General features: G+C 72.4%; 13 protein-coding genes. 3 read left to right on the top strand and 10 right to left on the bottom strand.

Features of this window, described 5'->3' with window-relative positions:
• Window positions 1-38: 38 nt before the first annotated feature.
• The 7 genes from ligA to ACIA8L_RS06295 all read right to left on the bottom strand — a co-directional run bounded on the left by ligA (window position 39) and on the right by ACIA8L_RS06295 (window position 11,288).
• On the bottom strand, window positions 39-2,174 hold the full coding sequence (gene ligA / locus ACIA8L_RS06325; RefSeq protein WP_395901040.1) for an NAD-dependent DNA ligase LigA: 2,136 nt from the start codon (window positions 2,172-2,174) through the stop codon (window positions 39-41).
• Between the two features lie 93 nt (window positions 2,175-2,267).
• Window positions 2,268-3,191 (bottom strand): methionine synthase, encoded by a 924-nt coding sequence (locus ACIA8L_RS06320; protein WP_395901758.1) that lies wholly within the window; start codon window positions 3,189-3,191, stop codon window positions 2,268-2,270.
• A 64-nt stretch (window positions 3,192-3,255) separates the two neighbouring features.
• Entirely contained in the window at window positions 3,256-4,329 is a 1,074-nt protein-coding gene (gene mnmA, locus ACIA8L_RS06315) for a tRNA 2-thiouridine(34) synthase MnmA (RefSeq protein WP_395901038.1), read from the bottom strand.
• A gap of 614 nt (window positions 4,330-4,943) precedes the next feature.
• On the bottom strand, window positions 4,944-5,876 hold the full coding sequence (locus ACIA8L_RS06310; RefSeq protein ID WP_395901036.1) for a chitosanase: 933 nt from the start codon (window positions 5,874-5,876) through the stop codon (window positions 4,944-4,946).
• Window positions 5,877-8,792, bottom strand: coding sequence for a bifunctional polysaccharide deacetylase/glycosyltransferase family 2 protein (locus ACIA8L_RS06305; protein WP_395901034.1), 2,916 nt, complete (start codon window positions 8,790-8,792; stop codon window positions 5,877-5,879).
• Window positions 8,789-9,547 carry a hypothetical protein gene (locus ACIA8L_RS06300; RefSeq protein ID WP_395901032.1) on the bottom strand — a complete coding sequence of 253 codons (759 nt, stop codon included), beginning with the start codon at window positions 9,545-9,547 and terminating at the stop codon, window positions 8,789-8,791. The genes ACIA8L_RS06305 and ACIA8L_RS06300 overlap by 4 nt, the downstream gene beginning before the upstream one ends.
• Before the next feature lie 577 nt (window positions 9,548-10,124).
• Window positions 10,125-11,288, bottom strand: coding sequence for a cysteine desulfurase family protein (locus ACIA8L_RS06295; protein ID WP_395901030.1), 1,164 nt, complete (start codon window positions 11,286-11,288; stop codon window positions 10,125-10,127).
• Between the two features lie 696 nt (window positions 11,289-11,984).
• Here ACIA8L_RS06295 and ACIA8L_RS06290 point away from each other — a divergent pair.
• Window positions 11,985-12,512: an RNA polymerase sigma factor gene (locus tag ACIA8L_RS06290; RefSeq protein ID WP_395901756.1), complete on the top strand. Its 528-nt coding sequence runs from the start codon at window positions 11,985-11,987 to the stop codon at window positions 12,510-12,512.
• A complete protein-coding gene (locus ACIA8L_RS06285; protein ID WP_395901028.1) occupies window positions 12,475-13,257 on the top strand; it encodes an anti-sigma factor in 783 nt (260 codons plus the stop codon). The genes ACIA8L_RS06290 and ACIA8L_RS06285 overlap by 38 nt, the downstream gene beginning before the upstream one ends.
• 228 nt (window positions 13,258-13,485) lie before the next feature.
• On the opposite strand, the gene ACIA8L_RS06280 is transcribed toward ACIA8L_RS06285, so the two are convergent.
• A complete protein-coding gene (locus tag ACIA8L_RS06280) occupies window positions 13,486-14,439 on the bottom strand; it encodes an electron transfer flavoprotein subunit alpha/FixB family protein (protein ID WP_395901026.1) in 954 nt (317 codons plus the stop codon).
• A gap of 15 nt (window positions 14,440-14,454) precedes the next feature.
• Window positions 14,455-15,234 (bottom strand): electron transfer flavoprotein subunit beta/FixA family protein, encoded by a 780-nt coding sequence (locus tag ACIA8L_RS06275; protein WP_395901024.1) that lies wholly within the window; start codon window positions 15,232-15,234, stop codon window positions 14,455-14,457.
• A gap of 181 nt (window positions 15,235-15,415) precedes the next feature.
• On the opposite strand from ACIA8L_RS06275, the gene ACIA8L_RS06270 reads away from it, so the two are divergent.
• A complete protein-coding gene (locus ACIA8L_RS06270; protein ID WP_395901022.1) occupies window positions 15,416-15,607 on the top strand; it encodes a hypothetical protein in 192 nt (63 codons plus the stop codon).
• A 132-nt stretch (window positions 15,608-15,739) separates the two neighbouring features.
• Here the strand turns inward: ACIA8L_RS06270 and ACIA8L_RS06265 are convergent, their stop codons facing one another.
• Window positions 15,740-18,274 carry an ABC transporter permease gene (locus tag ACIA8L_RS06265; protein WP_395901020.1) on the bottom strand — a complete coding sequence of 845 codons (2,535 nt, stop codon included), beginning with the start codon at window positions 18,272-18,274 and terminating at the stop codon, window positions 15,740-15,742.
• Window positions 18,275-18,290 lie beyond the last annotated feature (16 nt).

Raw genomic sequence — 18,290 nt, 5'->3', positions numbered from 1 at the left:
CTGAGCCCGCAGACCCGCGCTTGGCACCCACCCGACAGTCACTCAGCCGCCGCAGCCTCCTCCACCGCCGCCCCCGCCGCTTCCTCATCGACAGTCTGCGCCACCGCCCGAGCCGCCTCCGGCCCCTCGGTCAGCAGCACGTCGAACCCGTCCTCGTCCAGAATCGGCACCTTCAACGAGGCCGCCTTCTCCGCCTTCGACCCCGGCGCCTCACCCACGACCACGAACCCGGTCTTCTTCGACACCGACCCCGAGACCTTGCCGCCACGCGAGGTCACCGCCTCGGTGGCCTGGTCCCGGGAGTACCGCTCCAGCGACCCCGTCACCACCACGGTCACCCCCTCCAGGGGCCGCGGCCCGGTGTCGACCCGCTCCTCCACCGTCCGCACGCCCGCCGCCGCCCACCGCGCCACCCAGTCCCGGTGCCAGTCGACGGCGAACCACTCGTGCACGGCGCGGGCGATCGTCGGCCCCACGCCCTCGACGGCGACGAGCTCCTCCGTGGTGGCGTTGGCGATCGCGTCCATGGAGCCGAGGGAGTTGGCCAGGGCCTGGGCCGCGGTCGGCCCGACGTGCCGGATGGAGAGCGCGACGAGCACCCGCCAGAGGGGTCGCTGCTTGACCTCCTCCAGGTTGGCCAGCAGGCTCAGTGCGTTGGAGCCGAGGGCGCCGTTCTTGTTGACGAAGAACGGCGACCGGGCGAGCCGCTCGGCGTCGACGTCGAAGAGCTCGCTCTCGTTGGGGATCACCGACTCCAGCAGCGCCGCCGCCGCCTCCCAGCCGAGGGCCTCGATGTCGAGGGCGCCGCGGGCGGCCAGGCCGTAGAGCCGCTCCCGCAGCTGGGCCGGGCAGAACTGGGCGTTGGGGCAGCGGATGTCGACGTCGCCCTCCTTGCCGGGCGCCAGCGGGGTCTTGCACGACGGGCACTCGGTGGGCATGACGAACGCGTGCTCAGTACCGTCGCGGCGGTCCACAACCGGCCCCAGCACCTCGGGGATCACTTCGCCGGCCCGGCGGATGACCACGGTGTCGCCGATCAGGACGCCCTTGCGCACCACCTCCTGCGCGTTGTGCAGGGTCGCCTGCTGCACCGTGACACCACCGACGAACACCGGCTCCATGACCGCGAACGGTGTGACCCGCCCGGTCCGGCCCACGTTGACCTCGATGCCGATGAGCTTGGTCATCGCCTCTTCCGGCGGGTACTTGAACGCGATCGCCCAGCGCGGGTCCTTGCTGGTCGAGCCGAGCCGGCGCTGGATCGACATCTGGTCGACCTTCACGACCACGCCGTCGATCTCGTGCTCCAGCTTGTGCCGGCGGTCCTCGTACTCCGCGATGTACGCCTTCACCCCGGCCAGGTCATCGCACACCCGGTAGCGCGTCGAGGTCGGCAGCCCCCACGCCCGCATCATCTCGTAGGCCTCGGACTGGCTCGCCGGGTTGAACCCCTCCCGCGCGCCGAACCCGTGCACCAGCATCCGCATCGGCCGGCCCGCCGTGATGTGCGGGTCCTTCTGCCGCAGGCTGCCGCTGGCCGCGTTGCGCGGGTTGGCGAACGGCCGCTCCCCGGCCGCCACCTGCGCCGCGTTGACCTCCTGGAACCCCTCCAGGGTGAAGAACACCTCGCCCCGCACCTCCAGCAGCTCCGGCACGTCGTCGCCGGCCAGCCGCCCGGGGATCTCCCGGATCGTGCGGGCGTTGAGGGTGATGTCCTCGCCGGTGCGCCCGTCACCCCGCGTCGCGGCCCGGGTGAGCCGCCCCTGCTCGTACGTCAGGTTGAGCGCCAGCCCGTCGATCTTCAGCTCGCACAGGTATCGCGGCGCGCTCCCGGCGTCCCGCTCCACCCGCTCGACCCAGGCGTCCAGCTGCTCCTCGTTGAGCGCGTTGTCGAGGCTCAGCATCCGCTCGCGGTGGTCGACGGAGGCGAACTCGGTCGAGAACGTGCCGCCGACCCGCTGACTGGGCGAGTCCGGCGTCATCAGCGCCGGGAACTGCGCCTCGAGCGCCTGGAGCTCCCGCATCAGCCCGTCGTACACGGAGTCGTCCACGGCGGGCGACTGCAGGACGTAGTAGCGGTACTGGTGCTCGTCCAGCTCGCGGGCCAGCTCGGCGTGCCGCTCGCGCGCCTCGACGGTCGGCTCGGACTCAGCGGCGGACTCAGCGTCGTTCATGGCAAGGAACTTACCCCGGGGGTACGACAAAAAAGGCGTCAGCCCAGGTCACCCCGGAGCAGGGGCGGTGCCGGCGCCGAGACCGGCGATCGCTCAGTCCAGGTCGGCCGTGAGACGGCGCCCGGCCTCCCGCACCGACGTCAGCGCCGCGGTCGCCTTCGCCTCGCCCGGCAGCCCGCACGGCGGCGTGACCACCACCTGCTCCGGCAGCGTCTTCAGCGGGAACCCGAGGTTGCGCCACACCCGGCGGACCTGGTCGGCCTGCTGCTCGGCCGTGCGCCCGGACACACCGGCGAACAGGCCCATGCCCGCGTCCAGCTGCTCGCCCAGCGGGTCGAGGTCGCGCAGCAGCGACAGGTCGACGGCGACGCCGATCGCGCCCGCTTCCCGGATGAGCTGCAGCGGTACCCCCGCCGCACAACAATGCACCACGACCGGCACCCCGGCGGCCGTGATGACCGCCGACAGAGCCGACCGCGCGACGGCCGGGTCCACCGACCGCAGCGTCGCGAACCCGCTCTCCGTCGGCACCCGCCCGGCCAGCACCGCCGGCAGCGACGGCTCGTCGAGCTGCAGCAGCACCCTCGCGCGCGGGAGCCGGGCCCGCACCTGCGCGACGTGCGCACCGACGCCGTCGGCCAGGGCCCCCGCGAGGTCGCGCGCGGCCCCGAAATCGCGCAGCACCTGCCCGCCGATGGGCAGCCCGAGCGACGCCGCGAGCGTCCACGGCCCGGGCACCTGCACCTTGAACGTGCCCTCGTACTCCCCGGCCTGCTCCGTCATCGTGTCCAGGTCTCGTTCGAGCAGGTCGCGCGCGACGCGGAGGTCGTGTCCGGCCCGGGCGGCCACGCGCCACCGCGCGGCGTACAGCTCGATCGGCATCTCGGTCAGGAACACGCCCCCGCGCCCGATCATGTCCGCGCCGGGCCCCCGCGCGGGCAGCTCCGGCAGGTGCGGCAGGTCGGGCAGCTCACCGAGCACGATGCGCTGGGCCTCGGCGATGTCGGTGCCGGGCATGGAGCCGATGCCGGTCGCCGCGGCGACCGGCCAGGGGAAGGACGTCACTACCGATGCTCCGAGGTCAGGAGGTCTGCGAAATGGTGGCCGAGCCGAGCACGATGTCGCCGTCGGGCGAGAGTTCGTAGCAGACGATGGCCTGCCCGGTCGCGATCCCGCGGGCCGGGCGCCCGAGCGCGGCCACGAGCCGGCCGTCCTCGAGCCGCACGGTCGCGGGCAGCGTCTCGCCGTGCGCCCGCATCTGCACCTCACACGCGACCGCGCCCTCGGTCGGCACGGTCCAGACCGGCCGCTCCCCGACGACGCCCGTCACGTCCAGCGAGGCGGCGGGCCCGACGGTCACGGTGTTGGTCACCGGCGTGATCGACAACACGTAGCGCGGCTGCCGGTCCGGCGCGGACACGCGCAGATCCAGCCCGCGCCGCTGCCCGACGGTGTACGCGTAGGCCCCCTCGTGCTGCCCGATCACCGCTCCGGTGGAGGCGTCCACGATGTCACCGGGCGCCGACCCGAGCCGCTCCGCGAGGAAGCGCTTCGTGTCCCCGTCGGCGATGAAGCAGATGTCGTGGCTGTCCGGCTTGTCGGCCACGGCCAGCCCGCGCTCGGCCGCCTCCGCGCGCACCTGTGCCTTCGTGGAGTCCCCGAGCGGAAACACGGCCCGGTCCAGCTGCGCCCGCGTGAGCACCGCCAGCACGTACGACTGGTCCTTGGCCAGATCGACACTCCGCCGCAGCAGCCCATCGCTCCCGAGCCGCGCGTGGTGCCCGGTGACAACGGCATCGAACCCGAGCGCGACCGCGCGATCCAGCACCGCCGCGAACTTGATCTTCTCGTTGCACCGCAGGCACGGATTCGGCGTCCGCCCGGCCGCGTACTCCGCCACGAAGTCATCGACGACGTCCTCATGGAACTGCTCAGCCATGTCCCAGACGTAGAACGGAATCCCGATCACGTCCGCCGCCCGCCGAGCGTCCCGCGAGTCCTCGAGCGTGCAACACCCCCGCGCGCCCGTGCGGTACGTCTGCGGATTCCGCGCCAACGCCAGATGCACCCCGGTCACGTCATGCCCAGCCGCAACCGCCCGGGCCGCCGCAACCGCCGAGTCGACCCCACCGGACATCGCCGCAAGCACTCTCACGCCCCAAGCGTACCGGCGCCCGGAAGCGCGCCCCCGCGGGCGCGGAAGCGCCCGAAGAGGCGGAAGAGCCCATAAGAGCCGGAAGAGCCAGAAGAGCCGGACTCGGGTCCGCGTGACTGCGGACCGTCGTTCCCACCAGACACCGGTCGGCGCCGGGGCGCCTCCCTGCCGCGCCCGCGCGTCCCGACCTCAGAGCCAGAGGCGCAGAACGCCTCCACCCCACGCTCGCCGCGCCCGCGCGTCCCGACCTCAAAGCCAGAGGCGCAGAGCGCCTCCACCCCCGCGCCCGGCGGCGCCGAAACAACGGAAGGCGCCGATATGCCTCCCGCCGCACCCGCACGGACGCCCCATCCCCAGCGCGACGGCCCCACACGCGAACGGACGCCCAGCCGGCCGCGCGGACGCCCAGCCGGCCGCGCGGATGCACCACCGGCCGCGCGGATGCCCCCGACATCCGCGCTGAGGCCGGCCGGCAATCCGCACAGCTCCTCCAGCGACTCCAGCGAGGGCCGAAACGCGCGACGCCCACGCGCGGGAGCCGGGTTTCGGCTGTTCAGCGCGTGGGCGTGGACGGGGCGCGCGGAAGCGTGGCCGACCGGACGGGCAGGCGGGCGTCAGACGGAGATCTCGTACGAGTCGCCGTAGACCCGCCAGCGCAAGGGCGGTTCGAGGTCGAAGTTGCGGGCCGCCAGGAACACGCGCTGGGCGTCCTCGACGCGGCTGCGGTCGTCGTGCGCCTCCTCGTCCTCCATCAGGACGACCCGAGCATCCATGAAGGCCTCCAGGTACGCCGCCTCGTCGCCCCCGCGCGCGGGCGGAGCGGCCGTCTCGGCCGCCGTACGGCGGAGCTTGGCCAGACCGTTCGCACCGTGCATGACGATCGCGTCGTAGTACGCGAACTGCCCCAGGACCCGCAGGCCGTCCTGCTTGGCCTGGCTGAGGGCCGGGTTGAAGTACATCCGGTCGCGCTCGGCGTCCTGCGCGGCCCGGAAGGCGGGGTCGGCCGCGGCGGCCTTCCAGTCCGCGGTGAAGTTCGGGTCCAGGCCGGTGTGCGCGGCGCTGCCGTTGAGCCGTTTCAGGGCGGGCAGGTACGCGGCGAGCTTGTTGCCCGGCACCGCCGTCGTGTACCGCTCGATGACGGCGCGCATGTCGCCGGTACCGCTGCAGAAGCCGACGATGCCGGCCGTGTACCCCCGGCCGTCCTGAATGTCCTCGATGTACCCGTACTGCGCCGTCCAGTCCAGCGTCGAGTTCTCCGCGCTGGACACGAGCCGCATGGCGATGTCCTTCTTCTGCGGGTCGGACAGGTCGCCACGGACCTTCTGGTTCGGCCCGACGCGCACGGAGCGCCGCCCGTCCGGGCTGGCCGGCAATGCGCCGTCATCCGCGGGGGCGTGCCCGATCGCGGGTGAGGCGTTGGCCGCGGTCCGCCCGTCCGAGTCGTCGTCGCCGGCGTCGGGCGCCCGCACCGCGAGCGAGGCGAGCGCCAGCGAGGCCACGATGAACGCCGCGACGCCCAGCACCCGCCGCGTCGAGATCTGCGGCACTCAGTCCTCCTTTTCGCCGGAGTCGGCCGAACGGGACCGCAGCACCGAGGAGTGCGACACCGCGTAGAGCACCGCGGTGTGCTCGGAGACCCGGTGCTCAGGCGCGGCCGCGTGCGGCACCGCCGCCACCCCGCGACTCTGCCCCGCCTCGTCACCCTCCCCCGCCCCGTCGGCGTCGTCCGGCTCGGCCGGGACACCACCGCGGCCACGACCACCGCCGCCGTCAAGGACTCCCGCGCCCACGCCACCGTCCAGGTAGCCGAATCCGTCACCGCGCCCGAACCCGTCACCACGCCCGGACGCGTCGGCACCCTCGGACTCGTAACCGAACCGGCCACCACGCCCGGACGCGTCAGCACCACCGCCCGAGTAGCCGAACCCGTCGCCACGCGCGTATTCCACTCCGCTGTCACGCGCGGACGCCCCCCGGCCGCCGGCCGTGTAGCCAAAGGCGTTATCGCGCGCGGAAGCGTCCGGCGCCGAGGACGCGTGGCGGCCACCGGGCCCACGGCCGGACGAATCCTCACGCCACGGCACCTCGTCCGGCGCCGAACTCGCGGAGCGGAACTCACTGCCACGCGCGGACGCGACCACATCGCGGCTCACCGACGCGAAGCCGTCGCCGACCAACGGACCGTTGTCGCCCGCCGGCCCCCGCCCGGCCGAAGCCATCGCGTCAACCGCGACCGCCGCCGAAGCCGCGGCCGACGACGCCGCAGACGACGCGGTGGCCGACGTTGAGACCGGCGTGGTGGCCGGCTGGGCCGGGATCGGGGCACTGGCGCCCGCGGAGCCGGCCCGGTGCAGCTTGTGCCAGCGCAGCCGGGCGCCGGTCAGCGCGGTACCCATCGACTGGATCAGCACGATGTACATGAGCTGGCGGTACACGAACTGCTGGAGCGGCAGGACCCACAGCGGCCGCAGCTTCTCCTTGTCCAGCCGGAACGCGACGATCGCGGTGACCAGCTGCATCGTGAACATGGCCAGCCACGCGGCCGTGGTGATCTTCCAGCTGGAGAAGAACAGGCCGTAGACGAGCAGGACGTCGATCAGCGGGGCCAGCAGCGGCAGGGCGATGCCGAAGAACGCGATGAATGGCAGTCCGACGCGGCCGAACCGGCCGGACGGGCCGCGATCCAGGATGGACCGGCGGTGCTTCCACATCGCCTGCATCGTGCCGTAGCTCCACCGGTACCGCTGCAGCCACAGCTGGCGCAGCTTGCTCGGGGCCTCCGTCCACGCGCGGGCGCGCTCCTCGTAGACCACGCGCCAGCCGGTCCGGCACAGGGCCATGGTGGCGTCGGTGTCCTCGGCGAGCGTGTCGTGGCTGATGCCGCCGATGTCGGCCAGGGCCTGGCGCCGGAACGCGCCGATGGCGCCCGGGATCGTGGGCATGACCTGCAGGAGGTCGTACAGACGGCGGTCGAGGTTGAAGCCGATGACGTACTCGATGTGCTGCCACCGCGCGACGATGGAGTCGCGGTTGCCGACCTTGACGTTGCCCGCGACCGCGCCGACCGTGGGGTCCGCGAACGGCTGGACGAGGTGGCGTACCGCATCCACCTCGAACACGGTGTCGCCGTCGACCATGACGATGAGATCGTTGCGGGCCATGGCCACGCCGACGTTGAGGGCGTTCGGTTTGCCGCCGTTGGGGATGCGCACGACCCGCACGTTGGGCAGGTTGAGCGCGTCGACCAGCGCCGCGGTGCCGTCGGTGGAGCCGTCGTCAACGACCACGACCTCGATGCCGCCGGGGTGGTCGCCGCTCGCCAGGGAGCGCACCGCGGCCTCGATGCCCTCTTTCTCGTTGTACGCGGGCACGATGACCGACACCGGATCCGCGACCGGCGGGCCCCACTTCCACGCCTTGTTACGCCGCTTCCGCGCGTGCCGACCGGCCAGCAGGAACAGCGCGACCGTGCGGCCGATGGTGAGGATGCCGACGATCAGGAACAGGATGCGGAGCAGCTCCATGATCCAGTCGGCCACGCCGACGGCCGTCACGAGCGCGAACGCGCGGCGCTGGTCGGTGACGGTGGCCGGGGCCTCCAGGGTGATGTTCTGGCCGGCGAGGGCCTTCTGCAGGCCGCCGGAGACGGTCGTGAAGGCGTACCCGCGCTGCTGCATCATCGGGATGAACCGGTCGAGGGCCTCGATGGTCTGCTTGCGGTCGCCACCGGCGTCGTGCATGAGGACGATCGAACCCTTGTCCCCCTCGGGCGTCGCACCCTGCACGATCTTGTCCACGCCCGGAAGGCTCCAGTCGCGGCTGTCGGTGTCGGTCATGATCGAGAGGTACCCTAGGCGACCGGCGTCCTTGATCAGGGGCCAGTTGGCGTCGTCGATGGCGTCGGCGCTGGACGAGTACGGCAGGCGCAGCAGCGCCGACTTCTGCCCGGTCGCCTTGACCACGGCGAGCTGGGTCTGCGAGTACTCCAGCTCCCGCTGCCACTTGGTGAGCTGATCCAGGCGCGGATGCGTGAAGCTGTGGATGCCGATCTCATCGCCACCGCGCGCGAGCTCGGAGACGAGGTCGGCGTGCCGGGTCACCTGGGTGCCGACGACGAAGAACGTCGCGTTCACGTTGTGCCTGCGCAGCACGTCCATGATCTGCGGAGTCCACTGCGGATCGGGCCCGTCGTCGAAGGTCAGCGCGATCGTCTTGCTGGGCAGCGAGTACGAGTGCACCTGGTTGTTGCGCGTGTCGATGATCGGCCCGCCGTCGATCACGGACTGCGGCACGGTCGTCTGCTTGCCGGCGCTCTCGCTGTGGTCCGGGTGGAACTCCGCGTTGACGTACGCCTCGACGAACAGCACGCCCGCGAGCATCGACAGCAGGAGGAGGCCGAAGATCAGCCGGGTGAACGAGAACCGCTTCCGCGCGCCCTTCTCGCCCTTCTTCTTCCGGGTCACGCCGGGCCCAGGCTCGCGGTCGCAACAGGCGAAGGGCCGGCATTGGTACCGCCAGAGCCTTCGCCGTTGCCATTCGTGCTCGTGGCGACGGGGGTCGCGACCGGGACCTGCGTCTGGGTCTGCGTCTCCCCCACCGGCACCGTGGCAGGCGTCGACTGCGACCCGGAACCCGTGCCGCCATTCGGGTTGGCCGGGGCGGCCTCGCCCGACTTCGGAGGCGGCGGCGGTGTGGTCTTGTCCGGCGTCGGGCTCGTGACAGGGCCGGTGGTCTTGCTCGGCGACGGCATGGCGCTCGGCTGCGCCGGCGGGGCGCCGGTGGCCTCCGCGGGCGGCGGTGCCGTGGTCGTGGTGGTACCCGGAACCGGCGCACCGGTCGCAGTCGCCGACGGCACCGGGACGACACCACTCTGCGCCGGCTTGTTGGCGCTGTTGATCTTCTTCGCCGTGGTGACCGCGGGCGGCTTGACGGCCTGATTGTTGGACCCGGGCTGCGCAGTGGGCTGCGGCTGCTCGACGCCGGGCAGGTTGTTCACCAGCTCCGGGAACGGCAGCAGCTGCTGCGGCTTCAACGGTCCGCCGGCGAGGCTCGTGGCCACCAGCGCGCCATAGACGAGCGTCGCCGCACCGAGCGCGCCGAAAACAATTCGGATTCGCCTTCCCCGGCGACCCGACGCATCGACGAATACCGGCGAAGAGACATCGTTCACCGCAATGATCTCGGTGGCTTCATCCATGGAAGGGGTTTCGACTGGCACCGCGCAAACATAGGGTGAGCGGCGGACTTAAGCCGCAGGAAAAACGTCAAAGAATGGCCGTAACCAAATCCACCGCCGCGCTAGCTGCTGATATCGGCGCCCCTCGGTAACAATTCACCCGATCGGATTCACCCCGTCGACCGACCTCGTTAGGCGTTCCTCACCGGTAGCTCACCCCGCCTAAGACCCGTTCGGCCGAGCCCGTTCCACCTGTTCAGCGACCACCCCCAACCGTTTTGTTTGACCCGTTTACAACCACTTAGCACTCCACCGCACCCCCGCCCCGCCGCCACCAACCACCGTCGCAACCACCCCGCCGCCCCACCCACGAATCGAACACGCTCATCACCGACGCGAGCACGGAGGCGCACGGACGCGAGCACAATGCACGGACACGACGCAAGAAGGGCGCGCGGACCCAGGTGCAGCGCGCGGACGCGAGCACCACGCGCGGACGCGAGCACCACGCGCGGACGCGAGCACCACGCGCGAACGCAAGCACGGAGGCGCGGATGCGAGTGCGGCGCGGACGCGGCTGCCCGCGCGGGAAGGGGAACGGCGAAGTGGGGAGCCGGACTCAGCGACTCTTCGTGGCCGCGCGGTGGGCGCGCTCAACCGCCCCCGGCAGCGCCGCCACCAACGCATCCACGTCGGCCATCGTGGACGTGTGGCCGAGCGTGAACCGCAGCGACGACCGCGCCCGGGCGTCGTCCGCGCCCATGGCCAGCAGCACGTGCGATGGCTGCGCGACCCCGGCCGAGCAGGCCGAGCCGGTCGAGCAGGCGATGTCCTGAGCGTCGAGCAGGAGCAGCAGCGCGTCGCCCTCGCAGCCGGGGAACGAGAAGTGCGCGTTGCCGGGCAGGCGGTCGTCGGGGTCGCCGTTGAGGATGGCCTCCGGGACCGTCGAACGCACCCGCGCGACCAGGGCGTCGCGCAGCCGGCCGATGCGTTCCGCCGACTCGCGCTGCGTCTTGACCGACAGCTCCAGCGCGACCGCGAACGCCACGATGGCGGGCACGTCCAGGGTGCCGGAGCGCACGTCGCGCTCCTGGCCGCCGCCGTGCGCCAGCGGTGTGCAGTCGACCTCGCGGCCGAGCAGCAGCGCGCCCGCGCCGATCGGGCCGCCGAGCTTGTGGCCGCTCACGGTCAGCGCGGCCGCGCCGCTGGCGGCGAAGTCGACGGGGACCTGGCCGACGGCCTGCACGGCGTCGGTGTGGAACGGCACCCGGGCGGCGGCGGCCAGGGCGGCCAGCTCGGTGACCGGCTGGACGGTGCCGACCTCGTTGTTGGCCCACATGGCGGTGACCACCGCGACGTCGCCCCCGGCCAGCACCTCGGCGAGGGCGTCGGGGTCGACCCGCCCGGCCGCGTCGACGGGCAGCCAGGTGACCGCGGCGCCCTCGTGGGTCTCCAGCCACTCGACGGAGTCGAGGACGGCGTGGTGCTCGACGGAGGTGGCCACGACGCGGTTGCGGGCCGGGTCGGCGCCGCGGCGGGCCCAGAAGATGCCTTTGACCGCGAGGTTGTCGCTTTCGGTGCCGCCGCCGGTGAAAATCACCTCTGACGGCCGGGCCACCAGCGCGGCGGCGATCCGTTCCCGCGCCTCCTCGACCCGGCGGCGGGCGTGGCGACCGGGTGCGTGCAGGGACGAGGCGTTGCCGACCTCACGCGCGGTCGCGGCGTAGGCGTCGAGCGCCTCGGGGAGCATCGGCGTGGTGGCGGCGTGGTCGAGGTACGGCATCGGGGCAAGCCTAACGGCCGAGCACCCCTTACCACCGCTCCGGTATGGCGGCGATCGCGACACTCCCGAAACCACCGGCCCCATACCCGCACCGGTGACGGCACCGCGGGTAACGGGCGCACCACGCCCATCGACCGGCAACAATCCTGCTCGCAGCCCGGTTCCGCAACCCGAGCCGCCGGCCCCGAACCGCCGGCGATTACGAACTGTAAGTACGTAGCCGCAATGTGCCACCTTCCTGAGAATGTTTACTGCGGTACGAAGCGACACAATTACTCAGCGCAAATTTCCGACCCGGTGCATCCGCCGGGCACCCGCGAACCGAATCCCCACCGAGAAGACTCCGCGCTACCTTCAGGACGTGCCCGTGCGACGGCGGCGATCCCAGCCACCGAGCGAGCCCCGGACCAGAACCGGGCGCCCGCCGCACAACCACGCCCACCCACCGCGAGAACACACCCGCCCGCGCCCCGACCCGACCCACGCGCGGCGCGAGCAGGCCCACGCGCGGCGCGAACAGGCCCACCCACAGCACGAACAGCCCCACGTGCGGCACGAACAGGCCCGCCGGACACCGCACCAGCATCGACGCACACCCACCCGCCCGGCGCCGCAGGACCAGGCGTGACCATCGACCAGAGCGCCGACGAAGCCTTCACCGACCTGTTCCGGGCCGGCGACGAGCGCGCGCTCCGGATGGCGTACGAGCGGTTCGGCCCCGCCGTCTACCACCTCGCCGTCCGCGGCGTGGGCAGCGTCACCGACGCCGAGGACGTGACCCAGGCCGTGTTCGTGGCCGCGTGGCTCGGGCGCGAGGGGTTCGACCCGGCCCGGGGGTCGCTGCTGGGCTGGATTCTCGGCATCGCCCGGCGCAAGGTCGTCGACCAGATCCGCGCGTCCGCGCGCGACGGGCGCATCGCCGAGGAGGTACGCCGCCTGGCCGGGCCCATGCGCGACGGCGGCAGTGACACGCCGCCCGAGCGGATCGTCGACCGCCTCGTCATGGCCGACGAGATGGCCCGCCTCCCCGGCGAGCAGCGCCGCGTGCTCGAGTTGGCGTTCTACGACGACCTGACCCATCCTCAGATCGCCGCACTCACCGGACTGCCCCTCGGCACCGTGAAAAGCCACCTGCGCCGCGGCATGGCCCGGCTACGCAGCCGATGGGAGGTGGACGGTGCCGCATTTGGAGCCCGAGCGGCTGGTACTCCTGGCGCTCGGTGAAGAGACCCTCGACCAGCTCGAGACCGGGCACCTGGACACCTGCGAGCAGTGCCGCACGGACATGGACTCACTGCGCAACGTCGCGGGCCTGGCCCGGCAGACGTCGCGCCTCCGCGCGCTCCCGCCCCCGCCGGAGCACGTGTGGCAGCGCATCCGCACGGAGCTGGCCGCCTCCGGGCGCGACACTCCCCCGCCCGCCGTCGGCCTGTTCACCGACCCGCCCCCGACCACTGACATTTCCCGTCAAAATCACAAAGCAAATCCCGCGGTGGTACTGCCGGCAGCCCCGAAACCCACCTGGCGCCGGACCTTGGCCATCGCCGCCGCAGCCGCCCTGCTCGCGGCGAGCGGCACGGCCCTGTGGCTGCGTCCGAGCGGCACCGGCACGACCGAAGCGGCCACCTGCCGCCCCCAGGACAAGCGCATCGAGCTCACCGCGCTCCCGGACGCCCCGAACGGCGTCGCCGGCTACGCCTGCCTGCAAGACGTCGACGGCCAGCGCACCCTCGTAGTCCACGCCGACGGCATGCCGGACCAGCCGGACGGCGACTACGAGGCATGGCTCCTGGACCGTGACCAGCCCACCCACATGGAGGCACTCGGCGTGCTGGGCCGCAACGGCGCGTTCAACGTCCCGGCGAAGCTCGACCTGTCGCGCTACAACATCGTCGACATCTCAGCCGAACCCCACGACGGCAACGCGACCCACTCCGGCCACAGCATGCTCCGCGGCACGCTCCCCTAACCCGCACCCGGCCGCCCAGCGGCAAACCCGCGACCGCCACTCCACCCGCTCCAGCGAAACCGCAGCGCCACATCCAAACTGCCACCGAGGAAGCCGGCACGCAGCACGCAGCACGCAGCACGCGGCCACAAGAAACGGCGCGCAGCCGCAAGCAAGCAGACAGGTAAGCAAGCGGGCACAAGAAGACGCCCGCCGGGGGGACCGGCGGGCGTCTGCCAAGCGTGGGCGCTACTTCCGCTTGCGGATCTCCTCCGCGGCCTGCGGCACGACCTTGAACAGGTCGCCCACCACGCCGAAGTCGGCCAGTTCGAAGATTGGTGCCTCCGCGTCCTTGTTGACCGCGACGATCGTCTTCGACGTCTGCATGCCGGCCCGGTGCTGGATGGCGCCGGAGATGCCGAGCGCCACGTACAGCTGCGGCGACACGGTCTTGCCGGTCTGGCCGACCTGGAACTGGTGGGGGTAGAAGCCGGAGTCGACGGCCGCCCGGGATGCCCCGACCGCACCGCCGAGCAGGTCGGCCAGGTCCTCGACCAGCTTGAAGTTGTCGGCGCTGGCCACGCCGCGGCCGCCGGAGACGACGATCGAGGCCTCGGCCAGCTCGGGGCGGGCGCCCTTGGCCTCGACCTTGCGCTCGACGACCTTCGCCAGCTTGTCCTTGTCCTCGACGGTGACCTCGATCGCCTCGACCGAAGGAGTCGCGGGCGCGGGCGCGGGGGTGAGGGAGTTGGGCCGCACGGTGACGATCGGCAGGCCCTTGGTGACCTTGGACTTGACGATGGTCGAGCCGGCGAAGACGACCTGGGTGGCGGTGCCGTCGGCGTCGAGGGACACCACGTCGGTCAGGATGCCGTTGTCGAGCTTGACCGCGACCCGGGCCGCGATCTCCTTGCCCTCCTGCGAGGAGGCGACGAGGACCGCGGACGGCGAGACCCGCTGGATCAGCGCGGCCAGGACGGCGGCCTTCGGCGCGACCAGGTATTCGTCGAACACGCCGTCGACGGCGTTGTAGATCTTGGTGGCGCCGTATTCGCCGAGCTTGTCGGCGAGGGCCGAGGCGTCCCCGAACACGACCGCCGCGACGTCGCCGCCGAGCGTGCGGGCCAGGGTCAGCATCTCGAGCGTGACCTTCTTGATGCCACCCTGCGAGGAGGCCTCAACAACGACCAGAACTTCAGCCATGAGTGATGTCTCCCCTTACACGAACTTCTCGGAAGCGAGGTACTCGACGAGCTTCACGCCACCGTCGTCGCCCGCGTCGACCTTGTTGCCGGCCTGGCGCGGCGGCCGCTTGTTGTGCTCGACGACGGCGCTCGTCGCACCGGCGGCGCCGACCTCGTCGGCCGCGACGCCCAGGTCGGCCAGCGACAGGGTCTGCAGCGGCTTCTTCTTGGCGGCCATGATGCCCTTGAACGACGGGTATCGCGGGTCGTTGATCGTGTCCCACACGCTCACGATCGCGGGCGTCGCGGCGGTGACGACCTCGTAGCCCTCGTCCGTCTGCCGCTCGATGGTCAGCTGGGAGCCCTCGACGGTGACCTTGCGGGCGCCGGTCAGCGCGGCGATGCCCAGCCGCTCGGCGATCATGTGCGGCAGGACCTGGACACGGCCGTCGGTCGACTCGGCGCCGCAGATGACCAGGTCGGCCTGCTGCTGCCCGATGGCCGCGGCGAGCACCTTGGAGGTCGCGACCGCGCACGAGCCGTGCAGCGCGTCGTCGACGACGTGGACGGCCGCGTCCGGGCCCATCGACAGTGCCTTGCGGATGGACTCCGTGGCGCGGTCGGGGCCGACGGTCAGGACGACGACCTCGCCGCCGTGCGCCTCCTGGAGGCGCAGCGCCTCCTCGATGGCGTACTCGTCCATCTCGTTGATCACATTGTTCGCCGACGCGCGGTCGACGGTGTTGTCGTCACTGCGCAGGTTGCGCTCCGCGCCGGAGTCCGGCACCTGCTTGACGAGTACGACGATCTTCATCGTGGTCCGAGGTCCTCCTGCTTGACAGTCACCGCGCCGTCGCTGGCGACATGCGCCCCACGTTACGGCTCGCAGCGAGTCGAAACAGGTTCGCCTCACCGATGTTACTGGGGAGTAGGTTCGGGATGGCGGTGAAAAGCATCACGAACCGGGCGCACCCTGGACCGCGGGGGTGGATGAAATGTCGCGAAAATCCGACGTCGTCGAGGTGCAGCGCCCACTGTCGGCCGCGGTCGCCCAGCATGCTGCGGAATTGGTCACACACCGCCGCCGCGACGACCCGGACGGCCACTTGTGCACCTGCGGCCGCCTCCGCGAAGCCTGCGTCTCCGACACGATCCGCGAACTCTGGCACCTCAACCACAACACCTGACCAACGCCGCCCCAAGCCGCACCGCCGCGCGAGCACCCGCGGCCGAAGCGCTCAAACACAGCAAGGCATCACGAGCACCCGCGGCCGAAACGCTCGGACACAGCCAGGCGTGACGAGGCGGGGCGGCACCGGCTATGGCAGGGTCGTGCGCATCGCCTGGCGGGCCGGTGGCAGGGCCGCCAGCGCCGCGGCCGCCGTGGCCAGCAGGGCGTAGAGCGCGAGCTGCCCGACCGGGACGACCGGATAGCCGTGCCCGTATTGCCGGATCAGCCCGACCGCTGCCGCCGACCCTGCCAGCACGCCCAGCCCGAGCCCGACGACGGCCCCGACGACGGCCATCAGCACCGACTCCAGGATCAGCGTCCACCGCAGCTGCGCCCGCGACAGCCCCAGCGCCCGCAGCAGCGACGACTCCCGCCGGCGCTCCAGCACGGACAGGGCCAGGGTGTTGGCGATCCCGGTCAGGGCGATGACGATCGACATGCCGAGCAGCGCCGAGAACACCAGGAGCTGCCGGTCGAGGGTCTCGGTGACCTTGGCCCGCCACTCGGCCTGGCTGGAGACCTGCAGCCGCGGCTCCTGGCGCACGGCGTCGTCGACGGCCGCCCGGGACGTCTCGGCCGGCACCCCCTCCGCGGCCTTGACCAGCACCGAGTCGGGGCCGCGGGCACCGAACGCGGCGGCGAAGTCGGACCAGTCGAGCAGGATCTCGCCGGTCGACGGGGCGTCGTCGTAGACGGCGACGACGCGCAGGGTGCGGCCCTCGACCGTGATCTCGGAGCCGACCCCGGCGCCCACGGCGGACGCGAGGGAGCCCTTGACGGCCGCGTCGCCGGCCCCGAACCCGGCCACCGAGCCCCGCATGACCTCGGGGCGCAGCGCGGTGCCGAGCGCGCCCGGCTCCATGCTCCAGGCCTCGGTGGGCCGGCCGTCGACGTCGGTCCGGTCGCTGCGGGCCCCGGCCACGGCGGCGAACTCGGGGCGGCCGTGCAGGGCGGCGACGACGCCGCCGGGGATGGCCGGGGTGCGCTCGTTGAACACGAAGCCGCCGGTGACGACGTAGTCGACTGCGAAGTTCTCGTCGAACTCGCGCTCGGACTGGGCCCGGGTGGTGGCCAGCAGCACCGCGAACAGGCTCATGAGCGCCAGCCCGACGGCGAGGGCCCCGGTGGTCGCCGCGACCCGCTTCGGGTTGCGGCGGGCGCCCTGCACGGCCAGCCGCGCGGGCGCGCCGAAGAGCCGGGCGGGGAGCCAGCCGGCCCAGGCGGTGACCGCGCCGATGACGAACGGCCCGGCGGCGACCGCGGCCGCGAAGAGCCCGATGGCGCCGAGGAACACGACCGGCACCCCCAGGAACCCGGGCGCCCGCGTGCCGCCCGCGATGAGCAGCGCGCCGGCCCCGGCCAGGGTCCAGGCGCCGCCCAGGCGCAGCCGCCGGTGCCCGGGCACGGCCGCCTCCACCGGCGCCTCCGACAGCGCGGCCATCGGCGGGACCCGGCTCGCGGTCAGCGCGGGCAGCAGCGACGCGAGCACCGTGCAGAGGGTGCCCGCGATCAGGCCGACGGCAACCGTGGTGGGCGCGACGACCAGGCGCTCGATCTGGATGGACTTGCCCAGGGCGTCGCGCCCGACCAGCAGCGCCCAGCCGACCGCGGCGCTGGCGACGAGGCCGCCCGCGGACGCGACGAGGCCGACGACGAGCGCCTCGAGGACCACCGAGCTGAACAGCTGCCGCCGGGAGGCGCCGATGCAGCGCAGCAGAGCCAGCTCGCGGACGCGCTGGGCGACGAGGATGGCGAACGTGTTGGCGATCACGAAGACCGAGACCGCGAGCGCGACGAGGCCGAAGGCAAAGAGCACGACCAGGAAGCCGTTGACGTACTTCGCCGCCGCCGTCGCATAGATGGAGCGCAGCCGCTCGCCGCCGAGCACCCGCGGCCCGGCACCGAGGCGGTCCCGCATCGCGGCGGTGAGCGCGGCCTCGGTCACGCCCGGGCGCGCGGTCGCGACGACCTCCGCATAGCCGGTCGCGCCGGCGACGGTGCGCATGTCACCGGGGGTGAGGCCGGCCACGCTCAGACCGGCGAAGCGCTTGTTGGCGCCGAGGTCGAACGTGCCGACGAGGGTCAGGGCGACCTGGCGGCCGTCCGGGCCGATGACGTTGACGGACGAGCCCGAGCTGAAGTGGTAGACCTCCGCCGTCGTCGCGTCGATGGCGATCTCGCCGTCGCGCTCCGGCAGCCGCCCCTCGGCCACGTCGAACATGCTCAGCGCCGGGTCGCCGGGGGTGGACACGGCCCAGCCGACCTTGCCGAAGTTGGCGATCAGGCGCCCGTCGGGGTCGAGCATCGACAGGCGCTCGGCCATCCGCCCGTCCGCCCGCAGCACCTGCGGCAGGCCCCGGACCGCGTCGAGGTCGTCGAAGCCGAGCCGGCGGCTGGTCTCGGTGAACCCGGACGTCTGGTCGCCGAACGGCAACCGCTCCGGGCCGGCCGACGCGTCGACGTTGCGGGCCGCCCGGGCCAGGTCGTCGTAGAACGCGGCGCGGGCGGTGTCGCCGTAGACGAGGGTCCCGGCGAGGAAGCCCACACCGATCATCACGGCGACGGCGGTCAGCACAAGACGTACCTTGTGAGCACGCAGTCCGGCGAGCGTCGTTCTGAACACGAGCCGAGAGTACTGA

This window comes from Dactylosporangium sp. NPDC051541 (assembly GCF_044454505.1).
Lineage (GTDB): Bacteria > Actinomycetota > Actinomycetes > Mycobacteriales > Micromonosporaceae > Dactylosporangium.
Note: the sequence above shows the minus strand (reverse complement) of the source record. Positions and strands in the feature narration are given on the sequence as shown.

Excerpts from the sequence above, each read along its gene's own strand:
- ligA (WP_395901040.1), bottom strand. The coding sequence starts at position 2,174 with ATGAACGACGCTGAGTCCGCCGCTGAGTCCGAGCCGACCGTCGAGGCG.
- ACIA8L_RS06320 (WP_395901758.1), bottom strand. The coding sequence starts at position 3,191 with ATGCCCGGCACCGACATCGCCGAGGCCCAGCGCATCGTGCTCGGTGAG.
- ACIA8L_RS06295 (WP_395901030.1), bottom strand. The coding sequence starts at position 11,288 with ATGCCGTACCTCGACCACGCCGCCACCACGCCGATGCTCCCCGAGGCG.
- ACIA8L_RS06290 (WP_395901756.1), top strand. The coding sequence starts at position 11,985 with ATGGCGTACGAGCGGTTCGGCCCCGCCGTCTACCACCTCGCCGTCCGC.
- ACIA8L_RS06280 (WP_395901026.1), bottom strand. The coding sequence starts at position 14,439 with ATGGCTGAAGTTCTGGTCGTTGTTGAGGCCTCCTCGCAGGGTGGCATC.
- ACIA8L_RS06275 (WP_395901024.1), bottom strand. The coding sequence starts at position 15,234 with ATGAAGATCGTCGTACTCGTCAAGCAGGTGCCGGACTCCGGCGCGGAG.
- ACIA8L_RS06270 (WP_395901022.1), top strand. The coding sequence starts at position 15,416 with ATGTCGCGAAAATCCGACGTCGTCGAGGTGCAGCGCCCACTGTCGGCC.